General features: G+C 70.5%; 21 protein-coding genes, 2 tRNA genes and 1 other RNA gene. 11 read left to right on the top strand and 13 right to left on the bottom strand.

What is annotated here, in order from left to right; translation table 11 throughout:
• Window positions 1-8: 8 nt before the first annotated feature.
• Both QMG73_RS15100 and ffs read right to left on the bottom strand, forming a co-directional pair.
• Window positions 9-2,273 (bottom strand): DNA polymerase III subunit gamma and tau, encoded by a 2,265-nt coding sequence (locus QMG73_RS15100; RefSeq protein ID WP_281895889.1) that lies wholly within the window; start codon window positions 2,271-2,273, stop codon window positions 9-11.
• A gap of 69 nt (window positions 2,274-2,342) precedes the next feature.
• An RNA gene (gene ffs / locus QMG73_RS15095) (signal recognition particle sRNA small type) lies at window positions 2,343-2,437 on the bottom strand.
• 61 nt (window positions 2,438-2,498) lie between these two features.
• On the opposite strand from ffs, the gene QMG73_RS15090 reads away from it, so the two are divergent.
• A tRNA-Ser gene (locus tag QMG73_RS15090) sits at window positions 2,499-2,583 on the top strand.
• Window positions 2,584-2,726: 143 nt separating this feature from the next.
• Entirely contained in the window at window positions 2,727-3,593 is an 867-nt protein-coding gene (locus QMG73_RS15085; protein ID WP_281895887.1) for a YDG/SRA domain-containing protein, read from the top strand.
• Between the two features lie 59 nt (window positions 3,594-3,652).
• On the opposite strand, the gene QMG73_RS15080 is transcribed toward QMG73_RS15085, so the two are convergent.
• Window positions 3,653-3,739, bottom strand: a tRNA-Ser gene (locus tag QMG73_RS15080).
• A gap of 67 nt (window positions 3,740-3,806) precedes the next feature.
• Here QMG73_RS15080 and deoD point away from each other — a divergent pair.
• Window positions 3,807-4,514, top strand: coding sequence for a purine-nucleoside phosphorylase (gene deoD / locus QMG73_RS15075; protein WP_281895885.1), 708 nt, complete (start codon window positions 3,807-3,809; stop codon window positions 4,512-4,514).
• 124 nt (window positions 4,515-4,638) lie between these two features.
• Here deoD and QMG73_RS15070 read toward each other — a convergent pair whose 3' ends face one another.
• Genes QMG73_RS15070 through QMG73_RS15055 form a run of 4 tightly spaced genes read right to left on the bottom strand, consistent with a single transcriptional unit; the run spans window position 4,639 to window position 8,121 of the window.
• Entirely contained in the window at window positions 4,639-5,850 is a 1,212-nt protein-coding gene (locus QMG73_RS15070) for an ABC transporter permease (RefSeq protein ID WP_281895884.1), read from the bottom strand.
• Window positions 5,847-6,509 (bottom strand): ABC transporter ATP-binding protein, encoded by a 663-nt coding sequence (locus QMG73_RS15065; protein WP_407676803.1) that lies wholly within the window; start codon window positions 6,507-6,509, stop codon window positions 5,847-5,849. The genes QMG73_RS15070 and QMG73_RS15065 overlap by 4 nt, the downstream gene beginning before the upstream one ends.
• A complete protein-coding gene (locus QMG73_RS15060; protein WP_281895882.1) occupies window positions 6,506-7,588 on the bottom strand; it encodes a peptidoglycan-binding domain-containing protein in 1,083 nt (360 codons plus the stop codon). Before QMG73_RS15060 ends, QMG73_RS15065 begins: the two co-directional genes overlap by 4 nt.
• A complete protein-coding gene (locus QMG73_RS15055) occupies window positions 7,585-8,121 on the bottom strand; it encodes a hypothetical protein (protein WP_281895879.1) in 537 nt (178 codons plus the stop codon). The genes QMG73_RS15060 and QMG73_RS15055 overlap by 4 nt, the downstream gene beginning before the upstream one ends.
• A gap of 116 nt (window positions 8,122-8,237) precedes the next feature.
• Between QMG73_RS15055 and QMG73_RS15050 the strand changes: the two genes are divergently transcribed.
• The 4 genes from QMG73_RS15050 to QMG73_RS15035 are packed head-to-tail and all read left to right on the top strand — an operon-like array spanning window position 8,238 to window position 11,164.
• Window positions 8,238-8,894 carry a response regulator transcription factor gene (locus QMG73_RS15050; protein ID WP_281895877.1) on the top strand — a complete coding sequence of 219 codons (657 nt, stop codon included), beginning with the start codon at window positions 8,238-8,240 and terminating at the stop codon, window positions 8,892-8,894.
• Window positions 8,891-10,054 carry a sensor histidine kinase gene (locus QMG73_RS15045; RefSeq protein WP_281895875.1) on the top strand — a complete coding sequence of 388 codons (1,164 nt, stop codon included), beginning with the start codon at window positions 8,891-8,893 and terminating at the stop codon, window positions 10,052-10,054. The genes QMG73_RS15050 and QMG73_RS15045 overlap by 4 nt, the downstream gene beginning before the upstream one ends.
• 40 nt (window positions 10,055-10,094) lie before the next feature.
• Window positions 10,095-10,733: a TetR/AcrR family transcriptional regulator gene (locus tag QMG73_RS15040; RefSeq protein ID WP_281895874.1), complete on the top strand. Its 639-nt coding sequence runs from the start codon at window positions 10,095-10,097 to the stop codon at window positions 10,731-10,733.
• Window positions 10,730-11,164, top strand: a complete 435-nt coding sequence (locus tag QMG73_RS15035) for an acyl-CoA thioesterase (RefSeq protein ID WP_281895873.1) — start codon at window positions 10,730-10,732, stop codon at window positions 11,162-11,164. Before QMG73_RS15040 ends, QMG73_RS15035 begins: the two co-directional genes overlap by 4 nt.
• 205 nt (window positions 11,165-11,369) lie before the next feature.
• Here the strand turns inward: QMG73_RS15035 and tadA are convergent, their stop codons facing one another.
• The 4 genes from tadA to QMG73_RS15015 form a co-directional block, all read right to left on the bottom strand.
• Window positions 11,370-11,849, bottom strand: coding sequence for a tRNA adenosine(34) deaminase TadA (gene tadA / locus QMG73_RS15030; protein WP_281895871.1), 480 nt, complete (start codon window positions 11,847-11,849; stop codon window positions 11,370-11,372).
• Window positions 11,846-12,370 carry a tRNA adenosine deaminase-associated protein gene (locus tag QMG73_RS15025; protein ID WP_281895869.1) on the bottom strand — a complete coding sequence of 175 codons (525 nt, stop codon included), beginning with the start codon at window positions 12,368-12,370 and terminating at the stop codon, window positions 11,846-11,848. The genes tadA and QMG73_RS15025 overlap by 4 nt, the downstream gene beginning before the upstream one ends.
• A gap of 80 nt (window positions 12,371-12,450) precedes the next feature.
• Window positions 12,451-12,618 (bottom strand): hypothetical protein, encoded by a 168-nt coding sequence (locus QMG73_RS15020; protein WP_281895867.1) that lies wholly within the window; start codon window positions 12,616-12,618, stop codon window positions 12,451-12,453.
• A 105-nt stretch (window positions 12,619-12,723) separates the two neighbouring features.
• Entirely contained in the window at window positions 12,724-13,086 is a 363-nt protein-coding gene (locus QMG73_RS15015; protein WP_281895865.1) for a hypothetical protein, read from the bottom strand.
• Between the two features lie 60 nt (window positions 13,087-13,146).
• Between QMG73_RS15015 and QMG73_RS15010 the strand changes: the two genes are divergently transcribed.
• A complete protein-coding gene (locus tag QMG73_RS15010) occupies window positions 13,147-13,890 on the top strand; it encodes a M23 family metallopeptidase (protein WP_281895990.1) in 744 nt (247 codons plus the stop codon).
• On the opposite strand, the gene QMG73_RS15005 is transcribed toward QMG73_RS15010, so the two are convergent.
• A complete protein-coding gene (locus QMG73_RS15005; protein ID WP_281895862.1) occupies window positions 13,887-15,026 on the bottom strand; it encodes an NHL repeat-containing protein in 1,140 nt (379 codons plus the stop codon). The genes QMG73_RS15010 and QMG73_RS15005 overlap by 4 nt on opposite strands.
• 59 nt (window positions 15,027-15,085) lie before the next feature.
• On the opposite strand from QMG73_RS15005, the gene QMG73_RS15000 reads away from it, so the two are divergent.
• On the top strand, window positions 15,086-16,066 hold the full coding sequence (locus tag QMG73_RS15000) for a prephenate dehydrogenase (RefSeq protein WP_281895859.1): 981 nt from the start codon (window positions 15,086-15,088) through the stop codon (window positions 16,064-16,066).
• Window positions 16,067-16,076: 10 nt separating this feature from the next.
• Window positions 16,077-17,153: a PHP domain-containing protein gene (locus QMG73_RS14995; protein WP_281895857.1), complete on the top strand. Its 1,077-nt coding sequence runs from the start codon at window positions 16,077-16,079 to the stop codon at window positions 17,151-17,153.
• On the opposite strand, the gene QMG73_RS14990 is transcribed toward QMG73_RS14995, so the two are convergent.
• Window positions 17,101-18,069, bottom strand: a complete 969-nt coding sequence (locus QMG73_RS14990; protein ID WP_281895854.1) for a DMT family transporter — start codon at window positions 18,067-18,069, stop codon at window positions 17,101-17,103. The genes QMG73_RS14995 and QMG73_RS14990 overlap by 53 nt on opposite strands.
• A gap of 104 nt (window positions 18,070-18,173) precedes the next feature.
• Here QMG73_RS14990 and QMG73_RS14985 point away from each other — a divergent pair, with 104 nt between their 5' ends.
• The gene (locus tag QMG73_RS14985) at window positions 18,174-19,844 is read left to right on the top strand and encodes a DUF885 domain-containing protein (protein ID WP_281895852.1); all 1,671 of its coding nucleotides are present in this window, start codon (window positions 18,174-18,176) and stop codon (window positions 19,842-19,844) included.
• Window positions 19,845-19,879 lie beyond the last annotated feature (35 nt).

The raw sequence follows: 19,879 nt of genomic DNA, 5'->3' as shown, positions 1-19,879 counted from the left end.
TAGCGGCCCTAAACCTCGCCGATCTTTTCGGCGCCGAACGTCTCCTGCAGCAACTGCATCGCCTGCTGCTCGCTGCTCTGGCGAGCGGTGCGCTCGTCGACCACCTCGTCGGTCGGCTCGTCGCCGGGATCGAATCCTTCGTAGACGGTCGTGCTCGAACCCGCGGCACCTGTCGCTTGCGTGCCCGCAGGCCCGCCGTGATTTCCGGCGACCCCGCCCGGCTTTCCCGCGGACCCGCTCTGCCTTCCAGGGGGCCCGCCCTGCCCCGCTGGCCCGCTCTGCCTTCCCGTGGGCCCGCCCTGCCGTCCCGCGGGTCCGTCGTAGTCAGGATCCCAAGGCGGCTCACCCGCCCAGTCACTGTCGGCCGTCTTGACAGCGGCTGACTTCGAGGGAACCGATCGCGGCGCGGCGGCCGCCGGTGCCTTGGACGGCGGGGCCTGCTGGGCGGCCGCGGACCCACCCGGACGCGCCGGCTCCGGCCAGTCGTCGTCCTTCGCCATGGCGGGACTCGCCTGAGGCTTCTGAACAGGTGCCGCCTTTCGCGGCGGCGGCGCAGACCTTGCGGGCGGCGCCGAGGTCGGTGCGGCGGCGCGCTGGTCGCCGGCCACCTCACACCGGAACTCCCACCGCGTCCCGAAGACCTCGTAGGCCGCGTCGGCGAGGACCGCGGCCTCCTTGGACGCCATTTGCGCGTGTACCGGGTACTGGAAGGTCAGCACCACCGCGTTGCCATCGAGATCGCGCACGGTCGCGTTGCGAAGCAGCGCCGCGATCCGCTTGTTTCGATGGTTGACCATGTCGATGACCTCGCTCCACGACCGCCGGAGGGCGGCGGCGTCGAGCTGGCCAGGAGGGCTGCTGCCGGGTCGCTCCGGCTCCGGTGTCGCCGGGTCCGGCATGACCGCTTCCGGCGGCGGGGTGCGGCGCGGAGCTTCCTGCGCGGCCGGCGCTTCCGCCGGAGGCGCGCTCGGGCTTGGGCTGCTAGTGGCTGGGCTGCTCGCGGCCGGCGCGGCCTCTGTGGGCCTCGGGGCCGGCGGCGGGTCGGCCGGCCTTGCGGGCTCGGTCGCCGCTGGTCGCGGCGGCGCCGGCACTGGTACTGGCACACCGGCACCGCCCGCAAGCCGGCGCTCCATCTGCTCCAGCCGCTGGAGCACGCCGCTGTCGCCCGGGTCGGCACCCGGCAGCAACATGCGAGCGGTGATCAGCTCCAGCAGGAGCCGCGGCGCCGTCGTGCCGCGCATCTCAACCAGACCATTGTGGACAATGTCGGCGCATCGCGAGAGCGTCGCCTGCCCGAGCCGCTGCGACTGGGCCACCATCCGCTCCATCTGGTCGGACGGCCCGTCGATCAGCCCCTTGGACACCGCGTCGGGCACCTGCTGCAGCACGATCAGATCGCGCAACCGCTCAAGCAGGTCAGACGCGAACCGCCGCGGATCGTGGCCAGCCTCGGCCACCCGGTCGATCGTCGCGTACGCCGCCGCACCATCGCCGGCCGCCAACGCGTCGCACATCTCGTCGATCAGCGCCACGTCGGTGACGCCCAGCAGCGACACCGCACGTGCGTAGGTGACCCCCTCCGGCCCAGCACCAGCGATGAGCTGGTCAAGCACCGACAGGGTGTCTCGGGCACTGCCCCCACCGGCGCGCACCACCAGCGGAAACACCGCCGACTCGACCTTGGCCCCCTCCGCCGCGCAGAGCTGCTCCAGGTAGGGCCGGAGGACCCCCGGCGGAATCAGCCGGAAGGGATAATGATGCGTGCGCGACTTGATCGTGCCGAGCACCTTTTCCGGCTCGGTCGTCGCGAAGATGAACTTGACGTAGTCGGGCGGCTCCTCAACCAGCTTGAGCAGCGCGTTGAAGCCCGCGGACGAGACCATGTGCGCCTCGTCGATGACATAGATCTTGTATCGACTGGTGGCCGGCGCGAAGAACGCCCGCTCACGCAGCTCACGAGCGTCATCGACGCCACCGTGGCTGGCCGCGTCGATCTCGATGACGTCGATCGAGCCAGCACCGTCGGTCGCCAACGCCTTGCAAGACTCACACTTGCCACACGGCTCGGGCGTCGGCCCCTGCTCACAGTTGAGCGAGCGGGCCAGGATGCGGGCGCTGCTCGTCTTGCCACAGCCACGCGGCCCGGAGAAGAGGTAGGCGTGGTGCAGCCTCCCACTGCGCAGCGCCTGCGACAGCGGCTCGGTAACGTGCTCCTGGCCGATGACCTCGGCAAAGGTGCGCGGCCGGTACTTGCGGTAGAGCGCCAGTGCCACTCTCGCCGCCTCCTCTCGACCGCGCCATTCTCCTCGGCTGCCTGGCACGTTGCCACCGGGGTGTGACACAAAGAGGCCCCCCGTGCACCCGTCAGAGCCCGCTTATCCTTGCTGCCTTCCGGCCCTGGGGAGGTTCACGAGGTGTACGCCGCACGAGGGGCGCCACCTACTGTACCGGTAGTCCTGTCGCGCACCCCCTCGGGGCGTACATGTATCGTGTCCGGCGGAGGATTCGCCTAGAGGCCTAGGGCGCACGCTTGGAAAGCGTGTTGGGGGAGACCCCTCACGAGTTCGAATCTCGTATCCTCCGCTCGACCAGGCAACGGCCCGGCTCCCCCGTGGAGCCGGGCCGTTCCTCGTCACATCCTCTCGTACACATGTTCTATCCACAACCTGTGGATAGCTCTTGGGCCAAGTCACCCAACCGAGCGAGCGACGCACTAGGGTCCTGCCATGCCCACGCCTCGGACCTACGGCGAAATCCCCGGCTATCCGGTCGGCTCGACCTTCCAAAACCGGACGGAGCTCGCCAAGTCCCAGGTCCATCGGCCGTTACAAGGCGGCATCTGCGGCGGCCAGGACGGAGCAGAGTCCATCGTCGTCTCTGGCGGTTACATCGACGACGAGGACTTCGGCGACGAGATCCTCTACACCGGGCAGGGTGGCAACGACCCCAACACCAAACGCCAGGTCGCGCACCAGCAACTGAAGTTCGGCAACCTGGGCCTCGTCCGCAGTCAGCTTGAGGGTTATCCAGTCCGCGTGATCCGGGGCGCCCAAGGCGATCGCGCCCACAGTCCCGCCGAGGGCTTCCGGTACGACGGGCTGTACCGCGTAGCAGATCATTGGTCGCAGGTCGGCGTTCACGGCTTTCGCATCTGGCGGTTCCGCCTGGTTGAGCTGGAGAGTACCGACCGGCCACCACCGGACGTCGAGGCCGCCGGCCCGGCCGGCCGAGAAAGGGCCGTGATCCAGCGGCTTATCCGAAGCACACCAGTAGCTAACGCCGCCAAGAGGCTCAACGACTACCGCTGCCAGGTGTGTGGTCTACGGCTGGAGACGCCCACCGGACCGTACGCCGAAGCCGCTCACATTCGCGCACTCGGTCGTCCCCACGACGGACCGGACCGTCTGAGCAACATCCTCTGCCTATGTCCGAATCACCACGTGCTGTTCGACACTGGCGCGATCGTGGTGGACGAGGACGGCATAGTCCGCGACACGATCTCAGGACAAGAGATCGGCAAGCTACGCATGGATCTTGGACACGCCATCGACTGGACGCACCTGACCTATCACCGACAGGCGCACAAGCAGTAAGACGGTCAAGCGCCCGGGTGGTCTCTGGGACCAGCCAGGCGCTCAGCCGAGGTTAGGAGCGGTGGCGGCGGGATTTGAACCCGCGGAGGGCGTAAACCCTCACACGCTTTCGAGGCGTGCTCCTTAGGCCACTCGGACACACCACCGCCGAGTAGGGTACCCGACGGCCGGGGGCGCGGTCGTGGCGGTATGCCGCCTGGCAGGATCGAGCTCATGAGCACGCACATCGGCGCCCAGCCGGGCGAGATCGCCGACCGGGTCCTGCTGCCGGGTGACCCGCTTCGGGCGAAGTGGATCGCGGAGACCTACCTCGAGGACGCCAAGTGCTACTCGACGGTGCGCAACATGTTCGGCTTCACCGGGACCTACCGTGGGGTGCGGGTCTCGGTGCAGGGCACCGGCATGGGCATGCCGTCAGCGTCGATCTACAGCCACGAGCTGATCAACGACTACGGGGTGAACACGCTGATCCGGGTCGGGTCGTGCGGGGCGCTCAGCGAGTCGATCAAGCTGCGAGACGTGATCGCCGCTATCGGGTCGTCGACCGATTCGAACATGAACCGGATGCGGTTCGACGGGCTGATCGACTACGCGCCGGTGGCGGACTTCGGGCTGCTGCGGAAGTCGGTCGACGTAGCCGAGGCACGAGGTATCCCGATGCACGTCGGTCCGATCCTGGCGGCGGACGCGTTCTACACGGACCGGCCCGATCTCTACGACACGCTGGCGGACTACGGCGTTCTGGCGGTGGAGATGGAGTCGGCGGCGCTGTACACGATCGCGGCCCGGTTCAAGGCGCGGGCACTGACCGTGCTGACGGTCAGCGACCACATCAAGACCGGCGAGCGCACGACGGCACAGGAGCGGGAGCAGACCTTCGGCCAGATGGTCGAGATCGCCCTCGACACGGTGATCGCCTAACCCCACACAGTTATCCACAGACCCGTACGCGTTATCCACAGCACTGTGCACAAGGTCCGCCGTGATCAGGGCGTCTCTCAAGTTGCTCTAACGACTTGGGGGACGCCCTGATCACGAAGAGGGGTTATGGGGTGGAGAGGGCTTCGGTTGGGGATAGGCGGGCGGCGCGGAGAGCGGGGTACAGGCCGGCCAGCGCGCCGATCAACAACGTTGCCGCCACCCCACCCGCCATGGCCCACACCGGGACGACCGTGGGCCACTGCTGGGTCGACGCGTACACAGCCGTCACGCCTATGCCCAGCAGTACGCCGCCCAAGCCGCCCAGCGCCGACAACAGCAGCGACTCCGCCAAGAATTGCACGCGGATCTGGCCGCGCGTGGCGCCCAGTGAGCGGCGCAACCCGATCTCCGGCCGGCGCTCCAGTACCGAGATGACCATCGTGTTGGCGACGCCGACGCCGCCCACCAGCAACGCGACCGCGCCCAGGCCGAGCAGCAGCCCGCCCAGAGTTTCGTCGGTCGCCTGCTTGGCGGCCAGCGCGTCGGAGGGGCGGGACACCTGTACCTCGTTGGGATTTTCGGGGTTGGCGGTGGCGGCGAGTACCGATTGGACGGCCTCGACGGAGGTCTCGGTGGCTCGGGTGTAGACCGTGGTGGCGTAACCGTCGAAACCCAGGAGAGATTCGGCGACCGGCCAGCCGATCAGCGCGGCGGTGTCGAGCTCCTCGGCCAGTGGCACTGGGTGCAGGACGCCCACCACCGTGAACCAGTGGCCGCCGAGCCAGACTTGCACGGATGGGCCGGCCAGGCTGACGCCGAGCCGGTCGGCGGCGGTCGAACCGAGTACCACAGCTGGGTACCCGGCGGTTGCCTCGTTGAGCCACGCGCCGCTGGCGATGGTGGCACCGACGGTGCTGGGCAGGTCGGTGCGCGCGGCGCGTACCCCGATACCGCCGGACTGGCCGGTCGGGATGTGCTCGTTGCGGTACACCTTGGCGTCCAGGTTTCCGGTCGCGCTGACCGACTCGACCGGCCCGATGCGCCCGATCATGCCGACCGCTTCGGTGGGCAGGTGGCTGTCTTCGCCGAAGAAGCTCTGGCCGGGGCCGACGGTCAGCAGGTTGGTGCCGAGCCGTTCGAGGGTGCGGTCAAGCTCGGCTCTGGACGAGGTGGAGATGCCCACCACGGCGACCATCGCGGCGATGCCGATCGCGATACCGAGTGCGGACAGGAACACCCGCAGGGGCCGGCTGCGCAGCCCCGCACCGCCGACGCGTACCACGTCGCGAGGGGTCAGGCGCGCCGGCGAGAGCGGCGGGCGGGATAGGTCGATCACCGTCGCACCACCACCTGTCCGTCGCGCATCTCGACCTGCCTCGGCAGCGACGCGGCGATGTCACGGTCGTGGGTGATCACCACGATCGTCGTACCGGCGGCGTGCAGTTCGCGCAGCAGTGCCAGTACGGCGCCGCCGGAGGCCGAGTCGAGGTTGCCGGTGGGTTCGTCGGCGAGCAGCAGCGGTGGATCGCCGACGACCGCACGCGCGATGGCCACGCGTTGGCGCTCGCCACCCGACAGCTCGTGCGGCTCGTGGTCGACCCGGTGCCCGAGCCCGACCCGTTCCAGGGCCGCGAGGGCCCGCCGGCGCCGCTCGCCGAGGGGTACGCCGGCGTACAGCAGGCCGTCGGCCACGTTGTCGACCGCGGGTACGCCGGCGGCCAGATGGAACTGCTGGAAGACGAATCCGATCGTGCGGGCCCGCAGCGCCGACAGCTCCCGGTCCGACAGCTCGGCGACGTCGTACCCGTCGATGTGCACCGTCCCGGACGATGGCCGGTCGAGCGTGCCGATCAGGTGCAGCATCGTGGACTTCCCGGACCCGGACGGGCCGACGATGCCGACCAGCTCACCGCGGGCGATCCGCATCGAGACGCCGCTCAGCGCGGCAACACCGCCCGGGTACACCTTGGAGACACCTTCCAGGGCGACGATCATTTTGGTACCCCGACCACCGCACCGTCGGCGATGCCGGCACCGGAGATCTCGACCTTGCCGCCGGCGAACATCCCGGTCTCCACCGCCACGTACCGGCTGGCGTCTCCCTCGACGACCTGCACGCCGTACCCGCCCTCCGCCAGCGCGACGAGTGCGTTGACCGGTACGGCGAGGACGTCCTTGCGCTGCTCCGACTGGAGGATCACGTCGACCGGTGCCTCGTCGAGCGTGCCGAGCGCCTTCTGGTCCTTGACGGTGACGGTGACGTCGATGGTGGTGACCTGATCGTTGTTGCTGCCGCTCGTGGTGGCGACGGTGCCGACGCTCGACACCGTGCCCGCCACGCGGGTGCCGGCGGGCAGCTCGACGGTCGCCGCGACGCCCTTCTTGACCAGCTCCTGCTTGTCGACCTCCAGGTCGACGGTGACGACCCGGGTGGTACCGGTGTACGTGAGCACGGGCCCGTTGGCGGCGTCGCCGGGCGTCAGCTGGTGCTCGGCCACCCGCACCTCGCCGGCCGCCACGACGACCTGCCCGACCGACACGGTGCCGGTCTCCGGTACGCCGAGGTCCTCCTGCCACTCCGACACCGCGCTGGCGGTGGCCGACGTGTACTCGTCGTCCACTGTGAACCCGTCGTATCCGAGGGCGGAGAGGTTCTTTTCCAGCAGCGATACGTCAGCGCCCTCCGCACCCGACGACAGCGTCCGGTAGAGCGGCGCCGAGCCGTACAGCAGCACGACCGGGTCTTCGTCCACTTCGTACAGTTTCTTGCCTCGCGCGACCCGCGATCCCTCGGCCGGCAGCCACGTGATGGTGCCGCCGGAGCCGCGCGCCTTGACGGCCGTCGCGTCGCCGTACCCGAGCGTCCCGTTCACGGTCTCGGTCCGCGTGAGCGTCGTCCGGGTCACCGTCGCGGTGGCGGGCGGCGCGCTGCTGCGTACCGGCTCCTGCGCGTCCGCTCCGCCGACGCCGACAGCGGCCGCGGCGCCCGCGGCGACCACCAGGGCCGCGCCGCCGAATCCGACGACCTTGCCCCGGCGGCGCCGGCGCGGCGCCCCAGAAGAAACCGCGCTCATGCGCCGCCTCCCGGACCGCGGAACGTGAACTTGTCCTGGCACGCCTCCATGGCCGCCCGGAACTTCGGGTCGTTCGGGTCGATCTGCGAATCGCCGCCGAACATGAAGCCGCCGCCGTTGGCGTCCGGATCGGGTATGTCGACTCCGTTGTCGCGCATGCACTGCGCCCACACCCGGAGCTGCTCCTGCTGTGCCGCGTCGAGCTCGGGCCGCTCGCCGCCGTTCGGCGCGACCGACCGGCACGCCTGGAACGCCTTCTGCCACGCGCCGGTGTCCATGCTCTCGCGGTCGAAGCTGTCGCGCGGTATCTGGCCGTTCGCGTCCGGGTCGGGGAAGTCGGGTATGCCGTTGTCGCGCATGCACTGGGCGAATTTCCGGGACTGGTCGGGATCGGTGCCACCCGGGCTGGCGCTGGCCGTCGGGCTCGCCCCGCCGCCGGTCGCGCTGGCGATCTCGTCGTCGCTGGAGCCTCCGCTGCCGCACCCGGCGACCGCGAGCGCGAGCAGCGCGGCGGCGACCGTGACTCTGAACATCGATCGCTCTCCTTCGCTGGATTCTGACGTTCGAGAGTCAACCGAGCCGCCGATAACCACGGCGTAACCACGGGCGTTAACGGCCGCGTTACGCGTCGCTGCGGAACGATGGAGACGTGCGCATCCTGGTCGTCGAAGACGAGAAGATCCTGGCTGACGCGGTCGCGGAGTGGCTGCGGCGCGAGGCGTTCGCGGTCGACATCGCGTACGACGGCGACGCCGCGCTGGAGCGCCTGGGCGTCAACGAGTACGACGTGGTGGTGCTCGACCGCGACCTGCCCGTCGTGCACGGCGACGAGGTGTGCCGGGCGATCGTGGAGTCCGACTCGCCGGCCCGCGTGCTCATGCTGACCGCCGCCGCGGGTGTCCGCGATCGCGTGGCCGGCCTCGGCCTCGGCGCCGACGACTACCTGCCGAAGCCGTTCGCGTTCGCGGAGCTGTCGGCCCGGGTGCACGCACTCATGCGGCGGGCCCGCCCGGCGGCGCCACCGGTGCTGGAACGGGCCGGTATCCGGCTCGATCCCGCCCGGCGGGAGGTCTTTCGCGACGGGCGGTACGTGCCGCTGGCGAACAAGGAGTTCGCGGTGCTGACCGAGCTGCTGCGGGCCGGCGGTTCGGTGGTATCGGCCGAGCAACTGCTGGAGAAGGCGTGGGACGAGAACATCGACCCGTTCACGAACGTGGTCCGGGTGACCGTGATGAAGCTGCGCCGCAAGCTGGGCGAGCCCCAAGTGGTGGAGACCGTGCCGGGAGTGGGGTACCGAGTGCCATGAACCGCTGGACGATCCGCCTGCGCCTGACCGTGCTGTTCGGCGCGCTCTTCTTCCTGGCCGGCGCCCTGCTGCTCGGAGTGACGTACTTCCTGGTGAATCAGCGGCTCGACGATCGCGTCGGCCTGGATCGCGACAGCGGGACCATGGTCGACTTCCGGACTCAGCTCCAGTCACTCCCCCAGAACCCGGAGGCGTGGGAGGCGATCCGCAAGGAGATCACGGCGGAGCAGGAGCGGTACCGCCAGGAGACCCTTGACTCGCTGCTCACCCAGGGCGCTGTGGCGCTGCTCGCGGTCGGTCTGGCGGCCGGCGGGTTCAGCTGGCTGGTGGCCGGCCGGGCGCTGCAGCCACTGCAACGGATCACCGAGACCGCGCGGCGGATCGCGGGTGCCGACGGCGCGGGCCGGGGGCTGCACGAGCGGATAGCGCTGGCCGGCCCGGGCGACGAGGTGAAGGAACTGGCCGACACGTTCGACGTGATGCTGGAGCGGCTGGACCGTTCGTTCGACGGCCAGCGCCGCTTCGTCGCCAACGCCTCGCACGAGCTTCGCACCCCGCTGGCGCTCAACCGGGCGCTGGTGGAGCTGGCGGTGACGCGGCCCGAGGCGACGAGCGAGACCAAGCGCCTCGGCGAGTCGCTGCTGACCGTCAACGAGCGGCACGAGCGGCTGATCGATGGGCTGCTCACGCTCGCCGACGCCGAACAGGAGATCACCGAACGGACGCCCGTCGACCTGGCCGAGGTCGCCGCGCACGTGCTCGACCAGGCCGCGCCGGGCGAGGTGGAGATGGTTCGCGACCTGCGCGCCGCTTCGACCGCGGGCGACCCGATCCTGCTGGAGCGGTTGACGCAGAACCTCGTGGAGAACGCCATCCGCCACAACGTGCCCGATGGGTGGTTCGCGGTGACCACCGGCGTGGTGGGCGCCCAGGCGTTGCTCACGGTGTCGAACACGGGGCCGGTCGTGCCGGGGTACGAGATCGAGACGCTCTTCCAGCCGTTCCGCCGTTTGGGGCGGGAACGGGTCGACGGCGGCCGCGGCTTCGGGCTCGGCCTTTCGATCGTGCGGGCGGTCGCGCGGGCGCACGGCGGCGACGCCCAGGCCGTGCCTCGGGAGGGCGGCGGGTTGGTGGTCCAGGTCACGCTGCCGGCCAACTAAATTTACGACCGGTCGGTCTTATTTATCGTATGCTCGCGGCATGATGGTGGATGGCCGGGTGGCCCGGGGTGAGCGCACCCGCACGGCGGTGCTCGACACTGCCGTCGCCCTGGCCACCGAGGTGGGCCTCGACGGGCTCTCCCTCGGCCAGCTCGCCGAGGCGCTCGGGGTCAGCAAGTCCGGGTTGTTCGCGCACTGGCGCTCAAAGCAGGACCTGCAGATCGCCACGATCGAACGGGCGCGGGAGCAGTGGCGGGAGCAGGTCATCGACCCGGCCCGGGCCGCACCGCGCGGGGTGCGCCGGCTGTGGGCCCAGCACGTGTCGCGGCTCGACTTCTACTCGGCACAGGCGCTGCCGGGTCGCTGCTTCTTCGCCAACGCCAAGTTCGAGTTCAACGCCAGGTCTGGGCCGGTGTACGACGGCATCGCGCGCAGCCACACGGAGTGGATGGACTACCTGGAGCTGCTGGCCCGGCAGGCCGTCGAGCTGGGCGAGCTGCGCGCTGGCACAGATGTGGCGGTGCTCGCCTACGAGGTCGAGGCGGTCGGCGTCGCCGCGGTGATCCAGTTCCGCCTGCTCTCCGTCGAAGTGGTCTACCCCATCGCCGCGCGCGCCGTGCTCGAACGGCTGCGCGGGCTCTGCACCGATCCCACCCTGCTACCGGAGGCACCGGAATGACCCTCGCCCTGGAATTTGGTCACGTCGAGCCAATCGCCGTGTACTTCGACGACCTGGACGCCATGGGCATCGTGCACAACGCCCGGTACGCGGTGCTGCTGGAGCGGGCGGTGGCCCCGTACTGGACAGCGCGCGGCCACTACTTCGACCACAACGGCCCGTCGACGCCCGACCTCGTCCACGCGGTACGCGAGTTCAGCATCACGTACCTGCGGCCGATCCGGGGCGCGGGCGAGGTGCACGTGCACTTCTGGCTCAACCACATGGGGCAGACCAGCGCGGAGTACGGGTTCCAGTTCCTCTCCGCCGACCGGCAGACGTGCTTCGCTGAGGGGCGGCGCGCGATCGTCCGCCTCGACCCGGCGACCCTGCGCCCGACGGCGTGGACGGAGTCGGCCCGCGAGGTCGGCGAAAGCCTCCTCAAGCCCTAGGCGATCTATTCAAGAGAATTCCGGGGCTACCGCGACGTCCGCGGCGCTCCATGCCCGTTGCTCCCGCGGCCTCACCCTCCGCTGCTACACAACCCGCCCGCACGTAGCAGCGAAATCCCCGACAATGCGGCCTCCGACCGCGTCCAAGAGCACGACGAGCATCGCGGTAGCTCAAATCCTGGCTTTGGACCCTTAAATAGATCGTCTAGGGGCGGAAGAACGAGCGCATCAGTTCGGCGCATTCGGCTTCGAGTACGCCCGCGTACACCTCGGGCCGGTGGTTGAGCCGGCGGTCGCGCACCACGTCCCAGAGCGATCCCACCGCGCCCGTCTTCGGTTCCCACGCACCGAAGACCACTGTGGACACCCGCGCCAGTACGAGCGCGCCGGCGCACATCGTGCACGGTTCGAGGGTGACGACGAGCGTGCAGCCGTCGAGCCGCCACTCGCCAAGCACGGCGGCGGCCCGGCGCAGCGCCAGGATCTCGGCGTGCGCGGTGGGATCGCCGGTCAGCTCGCGCTCGTTGCTCCCGACCGCCAGCTCCACGCCGTCCGGCCCGTACACGACGGCACCGACCGGTACGTCGTCGGCGCCGCCCGAGGCCGCGACGGCGAGGGCCCGACGCATCCAGAGTTCGTGCTGGCGCCGCCGGGAAAACGCCGCCGCGCCAACTCCCTCGCTCACGCCTCGCGTAGCTCCTCGACCTCGTCGCCACACCCGAGCACCTGGCACACCTCGGCGGTCACGTCGGCGGGCATCATGCCCTCGTGCGCGCACAGTTCCAGGAGCTGGTGCGAGCTGATGCCGAGATCCTTCAGCAGGTCCGCGTCGCCGACCGGCTCGACGTCGGGCTCGCTGGCCGGCGGCTCGTCATCATCGTCGTCGTTGGGCGCCGGCGGCTCGGTGACCTCGTCGATCTCCAGTGCCGGAGTCTCGATGTCGCCGAGCAGCAGCGCACCCAGCCGGGACTCCTCCGCGAATACCGAGTCGGACCCGAAGAGCCTCAGGTCCTCACCCTGATCCAGGCGCAAGATCGCCAGGTACAGGTCGTCGGCCTCGACGAAGAGCAGCGACACATCGGCGTCCGGACTGACGTCGCGAAGGCGGTCGGCCACCTCGTCGATGTCCGCCGCCCCTGTGAGATCAAGTTCAGCTACGGTCCAGCCGTCCGAGCCGCGCGCAACGGCAGCAGCGAAGTACGACACGGTCCCCCCAAGTTGTCTGATACGCGTGACGGTAGCCGGTTATGTCGGTTACTGAGCGCGCAACGCCGAGGGGTGCGCGGTCAGCCGGCCAGGCGGCGGCGCATCGCGATCAGCTCACGCAGGCGCTCATCGTGCTGCTGGCGTGGCCGCTCGCGGTCCCGCACCGACTTCGCGCTGGCCAGCTCGGCTAGGAGCTGCAACCGGCGGCGGCTTCGGTCGGGGTCGAGCCGCTGCACTGTCCAGACCATGTCGCGAGGGTGCCGCCCCGCGCCGCGCTTCGTCAAGCCCGGGTGCGAGACGCAACGCGCCCGCCACACAGCGTTTACCAGAACGGGGGGTTACCAGAGCGGGGGTTACCAGAGCGGCCAGTCGCCCGTCATGCCCCAGCGGACGGCCACCGCCACGACCGCGATCGACCAGGCCAATCCGGTGGCGATCGCCACACCGGCCGCCACGCCCCGGTCGCCCTGGCGGGTCAGGACGCCGGCGACCACCCACGCGACCAGCCCTGCCAGGACCGTCCACCACACGTAGCCGCGCAGATCGTCACCGAGAAGCCCCAGGAAGAGCAGCCAGGCGACGCCGGCGCCCAGGCCAGCGGTCAGGCCAGCGGCCCGCACGCGGTGCGGCTCGCGATACGTCGGGCGCGGCGGTCCCGACGGAAACAGCCCCGACGGGGTGCGCACCGGCGGCCGTGCCGGGTAGTGGTCGGCCATGACAGGAGCGTACCTATCTGCCAGGATGGCCGGGTGTTACGGGGACGGGTACACGCGTCGATGATCGTTCTGGTGTCAGCCGCGCTTGTGGCGGGCTGCGCCAAGCAGGCGCCCGAAGAGGCGGCGCCGCAGTGGGAGGGCGCCGGCAGCGTCACGCCAGCGCCCACGACCGCTGCGCCCACCACGGCCGGCCCGACACCCTCGCCGACGCCCTCGCTGCCCCTGAGCGCGTCGCCAACGCCGAAGCCGTCGACGACCAAGTCGACCTCTCCGGCCACCGCCACCGGGAAGTGGAAGTACGTCTTCCCCGTCCAGGCCAGCAACGTGGCATACCACCCGACCCACTCGGCGTATCCGGCGACCGACATCTTCGCCGACTGCGGCCAGCCCGTCGTCGCGGTCACCGACGGCAAGGTGCTCGAGGTGAGCCGGGTCGACAAGTACAGCAAGTCGGGCGTCCAGGGGCCGAACAACGGTGGCCTGTCGGTGTCGCTGCTCGGCGACGACGGCGTGCGGTACTACGGCTCCCACCTCACCGTCGTGCAGAGCGGCATCGAGGCGGGCGTACGCGTCCGGGCCGGGCAGCGGCTCGGCACGGTCGGCAAGACCGGTAACGCCAACAACGTGTGCCACCTGCACTTCGGCATCTCGCCGCCGTGCAAGCGCACGGGTGACTGGTGGATCCGCCGTGGCGTGGTCTGGCCGGCCATGTACCTCGACGCGTGGCGCAAGAAGAGCAACAAGTCGCCGGTCGACAAGGTCAAATCGTGGCAGAAGTCCAACGGCTGCCCGAGCGCGCCCTAACCAAACTGGACAAACCGCTCCCTCAGGCTGCCGTTGATGGCGGTGAACGCACCACCCGCCGCGACCTTCCGCAGGCTGGTGTGCACCGCCATCGCGAAGACGCCCTCGCTGCCGTTGCCGTTCGCCGTCCAGGACAGCAGCGTGCCGCTCCCGGTGTCGGCGGCGCCGAGCTTGACCCGCCGGCTCTTCCCGTCGAGGCACTCGCCCTGGTATCCGGTTCGCGCCGATCGGCACACGTTGTCGAAGTGGCCGCCGAAGTACACGACCCCGTCCAGTACCGTCACGGCCTGCGGGTCGCCGTCCATCGTGAGGTTCCACCGGCTGGTGCCGTCGAGCCCGTACGCGACCACCCGCCCGCCCGGGCCACCGTGTGCCGCGTACACGGCTGAACCGTTCACCGCCAGGCCGTGTACGACGTCAGCGGGGCGTGCCCGGAAACCCGTGTCGAGCGCGCCGGACGACGGGTGCACGGCGGCGAGCCGGGCCTGGCTGGTCCCGTTCACGGCACCGAACTTGCCGCCGACGTAGACCCGGTCTGTCGTGGCTGTCACCGCCTCGACGGTGCTGTCGGCGTTCGGCCGCCAACCGCCGTCGAGCGCGCCGGTACTCAGGCTGAACGCGGCCAGCCGGGACCGCGCCTGCCCGTCGACCGAGCTGATGTTGCCGCCCGCGTAGAGGCGCCCGTTCGCGGCGGAGAGCGAGTACGGCTGGCCGGAGAGGCTGTGCTTGAAGCTGTGCACCGCCCCGGTGCCGGCGTCGAGCCGCGCCAGGCTGTCCCGGCGCGCTCCGCTGACGTACCCGAAGGCACCCCCGACGTAGACAGCCGTGCCGGAGACCGCGATGGCCCGTACGCGCGCGTCGGCACTGGGTGCCCAAGCGCGCAGCGCCCCGGTGCGCACGTCGAACGCGGCCAGGCGATTGCGCGTGTACGAGCGGCCGTTGAAGGTGGCGATGGTGAAGTCGCCGCCGACGTAGGCGGTCTCGCCCGCGTACGCGGTCGCGTAGACGGTGCCGTTGAAGGTGGGCGCGGGATTAGGGGTTGTGGACACGGCCGCCGATGCCGGCGCTGCGATCGCCAAACTTCCGCCAACCGCACCGACCATGACCAATGCGAACAATCCAGTCCGGATAGCCACAGAATCACGCTAGCGCACGGGGTAACAACGCGGGTGCGCTATGTGCGAGAGTCACCCCCGTGGACATCGCGGTGCTGGGGTTGGGACTGATCGGCGGCTCCGTGCTGCGCGCGCTCGCCGGGGCGGGGCACGCCGTGCTCGGGTACGACGCCGACCCGGCCACCCGCGCGACCGCGCGCACCGCCGCGGCGAAGGCTCCGGCACGCGCCCGCTGGCAGGTCACGCCGACAGTGCGGGACGCGGTCGCCAAGGCCGAGCTCGTCGTGATCGCCGTGCCACTGCCGGCGGTCGAGGGCGTACTGATCGAGCTGGGCGGCACCGGATACCGCGGCCTGGTCACCGACGTCACCTCGGTCAAGGGGCCGGTCCGCGAACTCGTCGAGCGGCGGCTGCCGCGGCTGGCCGGGTTCGTCGGCGGGCATCCCATGGCCGGCCGGGAAACGTCCGGGTTCGCGTCCGCCGACGCCGACCTGTTCACGGGCTGCTCGTGGGTGCTCTGCCTGGAGCCGGAGGAGACCTCGCTCCCCGACTTCCTGCACCTGGCCGCCCTCTTCACCGGCATCGGCGCCCGCGTCGTACCGGCCACCGCCGCCGAGCACGACCGGGCCGTGGCGGCGGTCAGCCACGTACCCCATCTGCTGGCCTCGGCGCTGGCGGCGACCGCGGCGGCCGACCCCCTCGCCGGCACGTTGGGGGCTGGTTCCTTCCGCGACGGCACCCGGGTGGCGGGCACCCGGCCCGAGCTGGTCGCGGCGATGTGCGGCGGCAACGCGGCGGCCGTAGGGCCGGCGCTGGACGCGGTGCTCGACGCGCTCGCGGGTGCCCGCGAGGCCCTCGACGAGCGCGACCCGATCGGCTCGCTGACCCGCTGGCTGGCGCCGGGCGCGGCCGCGCGCGCCGCGTGGCCGCCCCGGCCGGGCAAGTCCCTGGAGCTGCCCGCCCGTTCCGACGCCCTCCTCCGCCTCGGCCGCGCGGGCGGCTGGATCACCGCGGTGGCTGAGGACCGCCAGACGGTAACGGCCGTCAGACCCAACTCCTAATGTGGTGTCCATGAGCGCACGGGATCCGATCAGCGATCTACGGCGGATCGCGTTTCTGCTGGAGCGGGCCAATGAAGCCAGCTATCGCGTCAAGGCGTTCCGCTCGGCGGCCAAGGCGCTCGCCGCGCTGCCCGCCACCGAGGTCGCGAGCCGAGCGGCGGCCGGCACGCTCACCGAGCTGGGCGGCGTGGGCGACGTCACCGCTCGATGCGTGACCGAGTCGCTGGCCGGCGAAGAGCCCGTCTACCTGCGGCGCCTGCTCGCCACCGAGGGCGTCGATCTCGATGAGGCCGCCACCGCGCTCCGCACGGCCCTACGCGGCGACTGCCACACCCACTCGGACTGGTCCGACGGCGGCTCCCCGATCGAGGAGATGGCGCTCGCGGCGGTCGAGCTCGGCCACGAGTACATGGTGCTCACCGACCACTCCCCTCGCCTGACCGTCGCCCGCGGCCTGACGGCTGATCGCCTGCGCAAGCAGCTCGACTACGTGGCCGCGGTCAACGACGCGCTGCCCGAAGGCTTTCGCATCCTGACCGGCATCGAGGTCGACATCCTGGCCGACGGCAGCCTCGACCAGGAAGACGAGCTGCTCGACCGGCTCGACGTCGTGGTCGCGTCGGTGCACAGCGGGCTGCGCGACGACAGCGCCCGGATGACGAAGCGGATGCTGACCGCGATCGCCAACCCGCACGTCGACATCCTGGGCCACTGCACGGGTCGCATGGTGGCAAACAGGCCGGCTGGGGTGACCGGGCCGGGCGACCGCGCGCATCGGCGCGGCGGCAAGACCCGGCCACCCAGCGACTTCGACGCCGACGCGGTCTTCGCGGCGTGCGCCGAGCACGACACCGCCGTCGAGATCAACTCTCGTCCGGAACGGCAGGACCCGCCGAAGCGGCTGCTCCGGCGGGCCCTGGAGGCGGGCTGCCGCTTCGCGATCAACACCGACGCCCACGCGCCGGGTCAGCTCGACTGGCAGCGTTTCGGCTGCGAGCGGGCGGCCCTGTGCGGGGTACCGGCCGATCGCGTGATCAATAGTTGGCCTGCTGAGCGGGTTGTCGAGTGGGCTCGGGCGCGCGGCTGAATCGGCCGCTCAGCACCCCCTGCGACACCGCCACCCCGAGCAGCACGATGAGCGCGCCGACCGGCTGGTACCAGCTGACGCCCTCGCCGAGCGCGACCACGCCGATGACGGTGGCGACGATCGGGATGAGGTAGGTCACCGTCGAGGCGGTGGAGGCGCCGGCCAGCCGGATGTTGCGCATGTGGAGCACGAATGCCAGCCCTGTGCCGAGCGCACCGAGCGCCAGCACGCTCGCGATCACGTCGAGCGAGAGCGCGGTGGGCGCGGGCGGCGCTCCGGCGAAGAGCGGCGCCACGATCGCCATCTGCACGGTCGCGATGAGCAACTGCACAGCCGACAGCGAGAGGCCCGACGCGGCATGCCCGGCGACGAACTTCTTCTGGTACGGAATCGCCAGCCCGTAACAGGCCGCCGCACCAAAGCACATGAGCTGCCCGGTCAGTTGGGAGCCACCGACGCCCTGCCAGACGCCGAGCACGGTCAGCACGCCCACGAAGCCCAGGCCGATGCCGACCGCCCGGCGCGTGTTCATCCGCTCGGTGCGAAACACCAGCACCGCGAGGGGCAGCGCGACCAGCGGCGTGGTCGCGTTCCAGATGCCGGCGAGCACCGAGGAGACGCGTTCCTCGCCGAAGCCGAACAGGGTGAACGGCAGTGCCACGCCGATCGCGGCGACCACCGCGAGGTGACCCCACAACCGCGGGTCGCGCGGCAGCCGCTGCCGGCCGAGCGCGAGCACCACGAGGAGGGTGAGCGCGCCCGCGCCGACCCGGAAAAGCGTCAGGTAGAGCGGGTGCAGCTCGCGGACGCCGACCTTGATGAAGAGGAAGCTGGCACCCCAGATCACCGCCAGCGCAAGGAAGCCGGGCAGGAAACCCCGCAGGTCGAGCTTGTCAGGAGCGTTTGCCGCGTTCACCCGTGACACTCTGCCTTATCGGTACGACATCGGCTGCGTGTTTCAGCAGTCCGTTGCTGGTAACGGATCAGCAGGCTGCCAGACATTTCACGTAAGGTCGCACCGTGGGACGAATCACTGACCTGGCGGACCGCTACGTCGACGAGTGGGCGCCGCTCAACCCGACCGGCGCCACCTATGCCGGAATCGCCGGCTTCGACGATAAATTGGACGATCTGTCGCCGGAGGGCTTCGCCGCCTTCGCCGACCTGACCCGGCGCACCTTGGCCACGCTCGCCGCGACCGAACCCGACGACGAGCCCGAACGGGTCGCCAAAGAAGCGATGCAGGAGCGGCTGAAGCTCCAGCTCGCGCGATACGAATCCGGCGAGACGGCCAGCGAGATCAACGTCATCAGCAGCGCGGTACACGGGTTGCGGCAGGTCTTCGACCTCATGCCGACCCAGGGCGAGGAGGCCGTCGCCAACATCGCCGCCCGGCTCGCGAAGTTCGCCGGCGCGGTTGAGCAGTACAAGCAGACGCTGCGAGCCGCCGCCGACGAGGGGCACGTGAGCCCGAGCGCACAGATGCTCGAGGTCGCCAAGCAGTGCGACATCTGGACCGATACCGAGCGCGACAACTTCTTCCATGGCCTCGTCGACAAGCTGGAGGCCGGCGACGCGCTGGCCGCCGACCTGCGTCGTGGTGCCGCGGCCGCGACCGCCGCGACGGCGCAGTTCGCCCAGTTCCTGCGCGACGAGCTGGCACCGCGAGGGCGCGCGAAGCAGGCTGCCGGCCGCGAGCGGTACCAGCTGGCCTCCCGGTACTTCCTGGGCGCCACGATCGACCTTGACGAGACGTACGCGTGGGGCTTCGAGGAACTGGCCCGGCTGGAAGCCGAGATGCGCACGGTGTCCGCCCGCATCGCCGGCCCCGGCGCCACCGTCGATGAGGCGGTCGCCGCACTCGACGCCGACCCGGCCCGCAACATCCAGGGCAAGGAGGCGTTCCGGGACTGGATGCAGGCGCTCGCCGACAAGGCGGTTGGTGAGCTGGCTGGCACCCACTTCGACATCCCCGAACAGGTACGCCGCATCGAGTGCTGCCTCGCACCGACGAGCGACGGCGGCATCTACTACACGGGCCCGAGCGAAGACTTCGCCCGTCCGGGACGCATGTGGTGGGCGGTGCCCGAGGGCATCAACGAGTTCTCCACCTGGCGCGAGGTCACCACCGTGTACCACGAGGGTGTGCCCGGCCACCATCTGCAGATCGCGCAGACTCTGGTGCGCGCCGAGCTGCTCAACCGCTGGCAGCGGCTGCTGAGCTGGAGCTCCGGCCACGGCGAGGGCTGGGCCCTGTACGCCGAGCGCCTCATGGACGACCTCGGCTACCTGGAGGACGCGGGCGACAAGCTGGGCATGCTCGACGGGCAGGCGTTCCGGGCGGCCCGGGTGATCGTCGACATCGGCATGCACCTGGAGCTGGAGATCCCGCGCGACAACGCGTTCGGCTTCCACCCCGGCGAGCGGTGGACGCCCGAGCTGGGCTGGGAGTTCATGCGCGCCCACTGCCGGGTGCCGGACGAAAACCTGCGCTTCGAGCTCAATCGCTACCTCGGCTGGCCGGGGCAGGCGCCCGCGTACAAGGTCGGTGAGCGGATCTGGCTGCAGGCCCGCGAGGAGGCGAAGGCGCGCAAGGGTGCCGCGTTCAGCCTCAAGGACTTCCACCGCGACGCGCTCAACCTGGGCTCGCTCGGCCTCGACCCGTTCAAGGCCGCGATGGCCCGCATCTGACTGGAAATAACGAACGGGCCGGCGCCGCACGGGGG

Origin of the sequence: Phytohabitans aurantiacus (assembly GCF_027923225.1) — a bacterium.
Lineage (GTDB): Bacteria > Actinomycetota > Actinomycetes > Mycobacteriales > Micromonosporaceae > Phytohabitans > Phytohabitans aurantiacus.
Note: the sequence above shows the minus strand (reverse complement) of the source record. Positions and strands in the feature narration are given on the sequence as shown.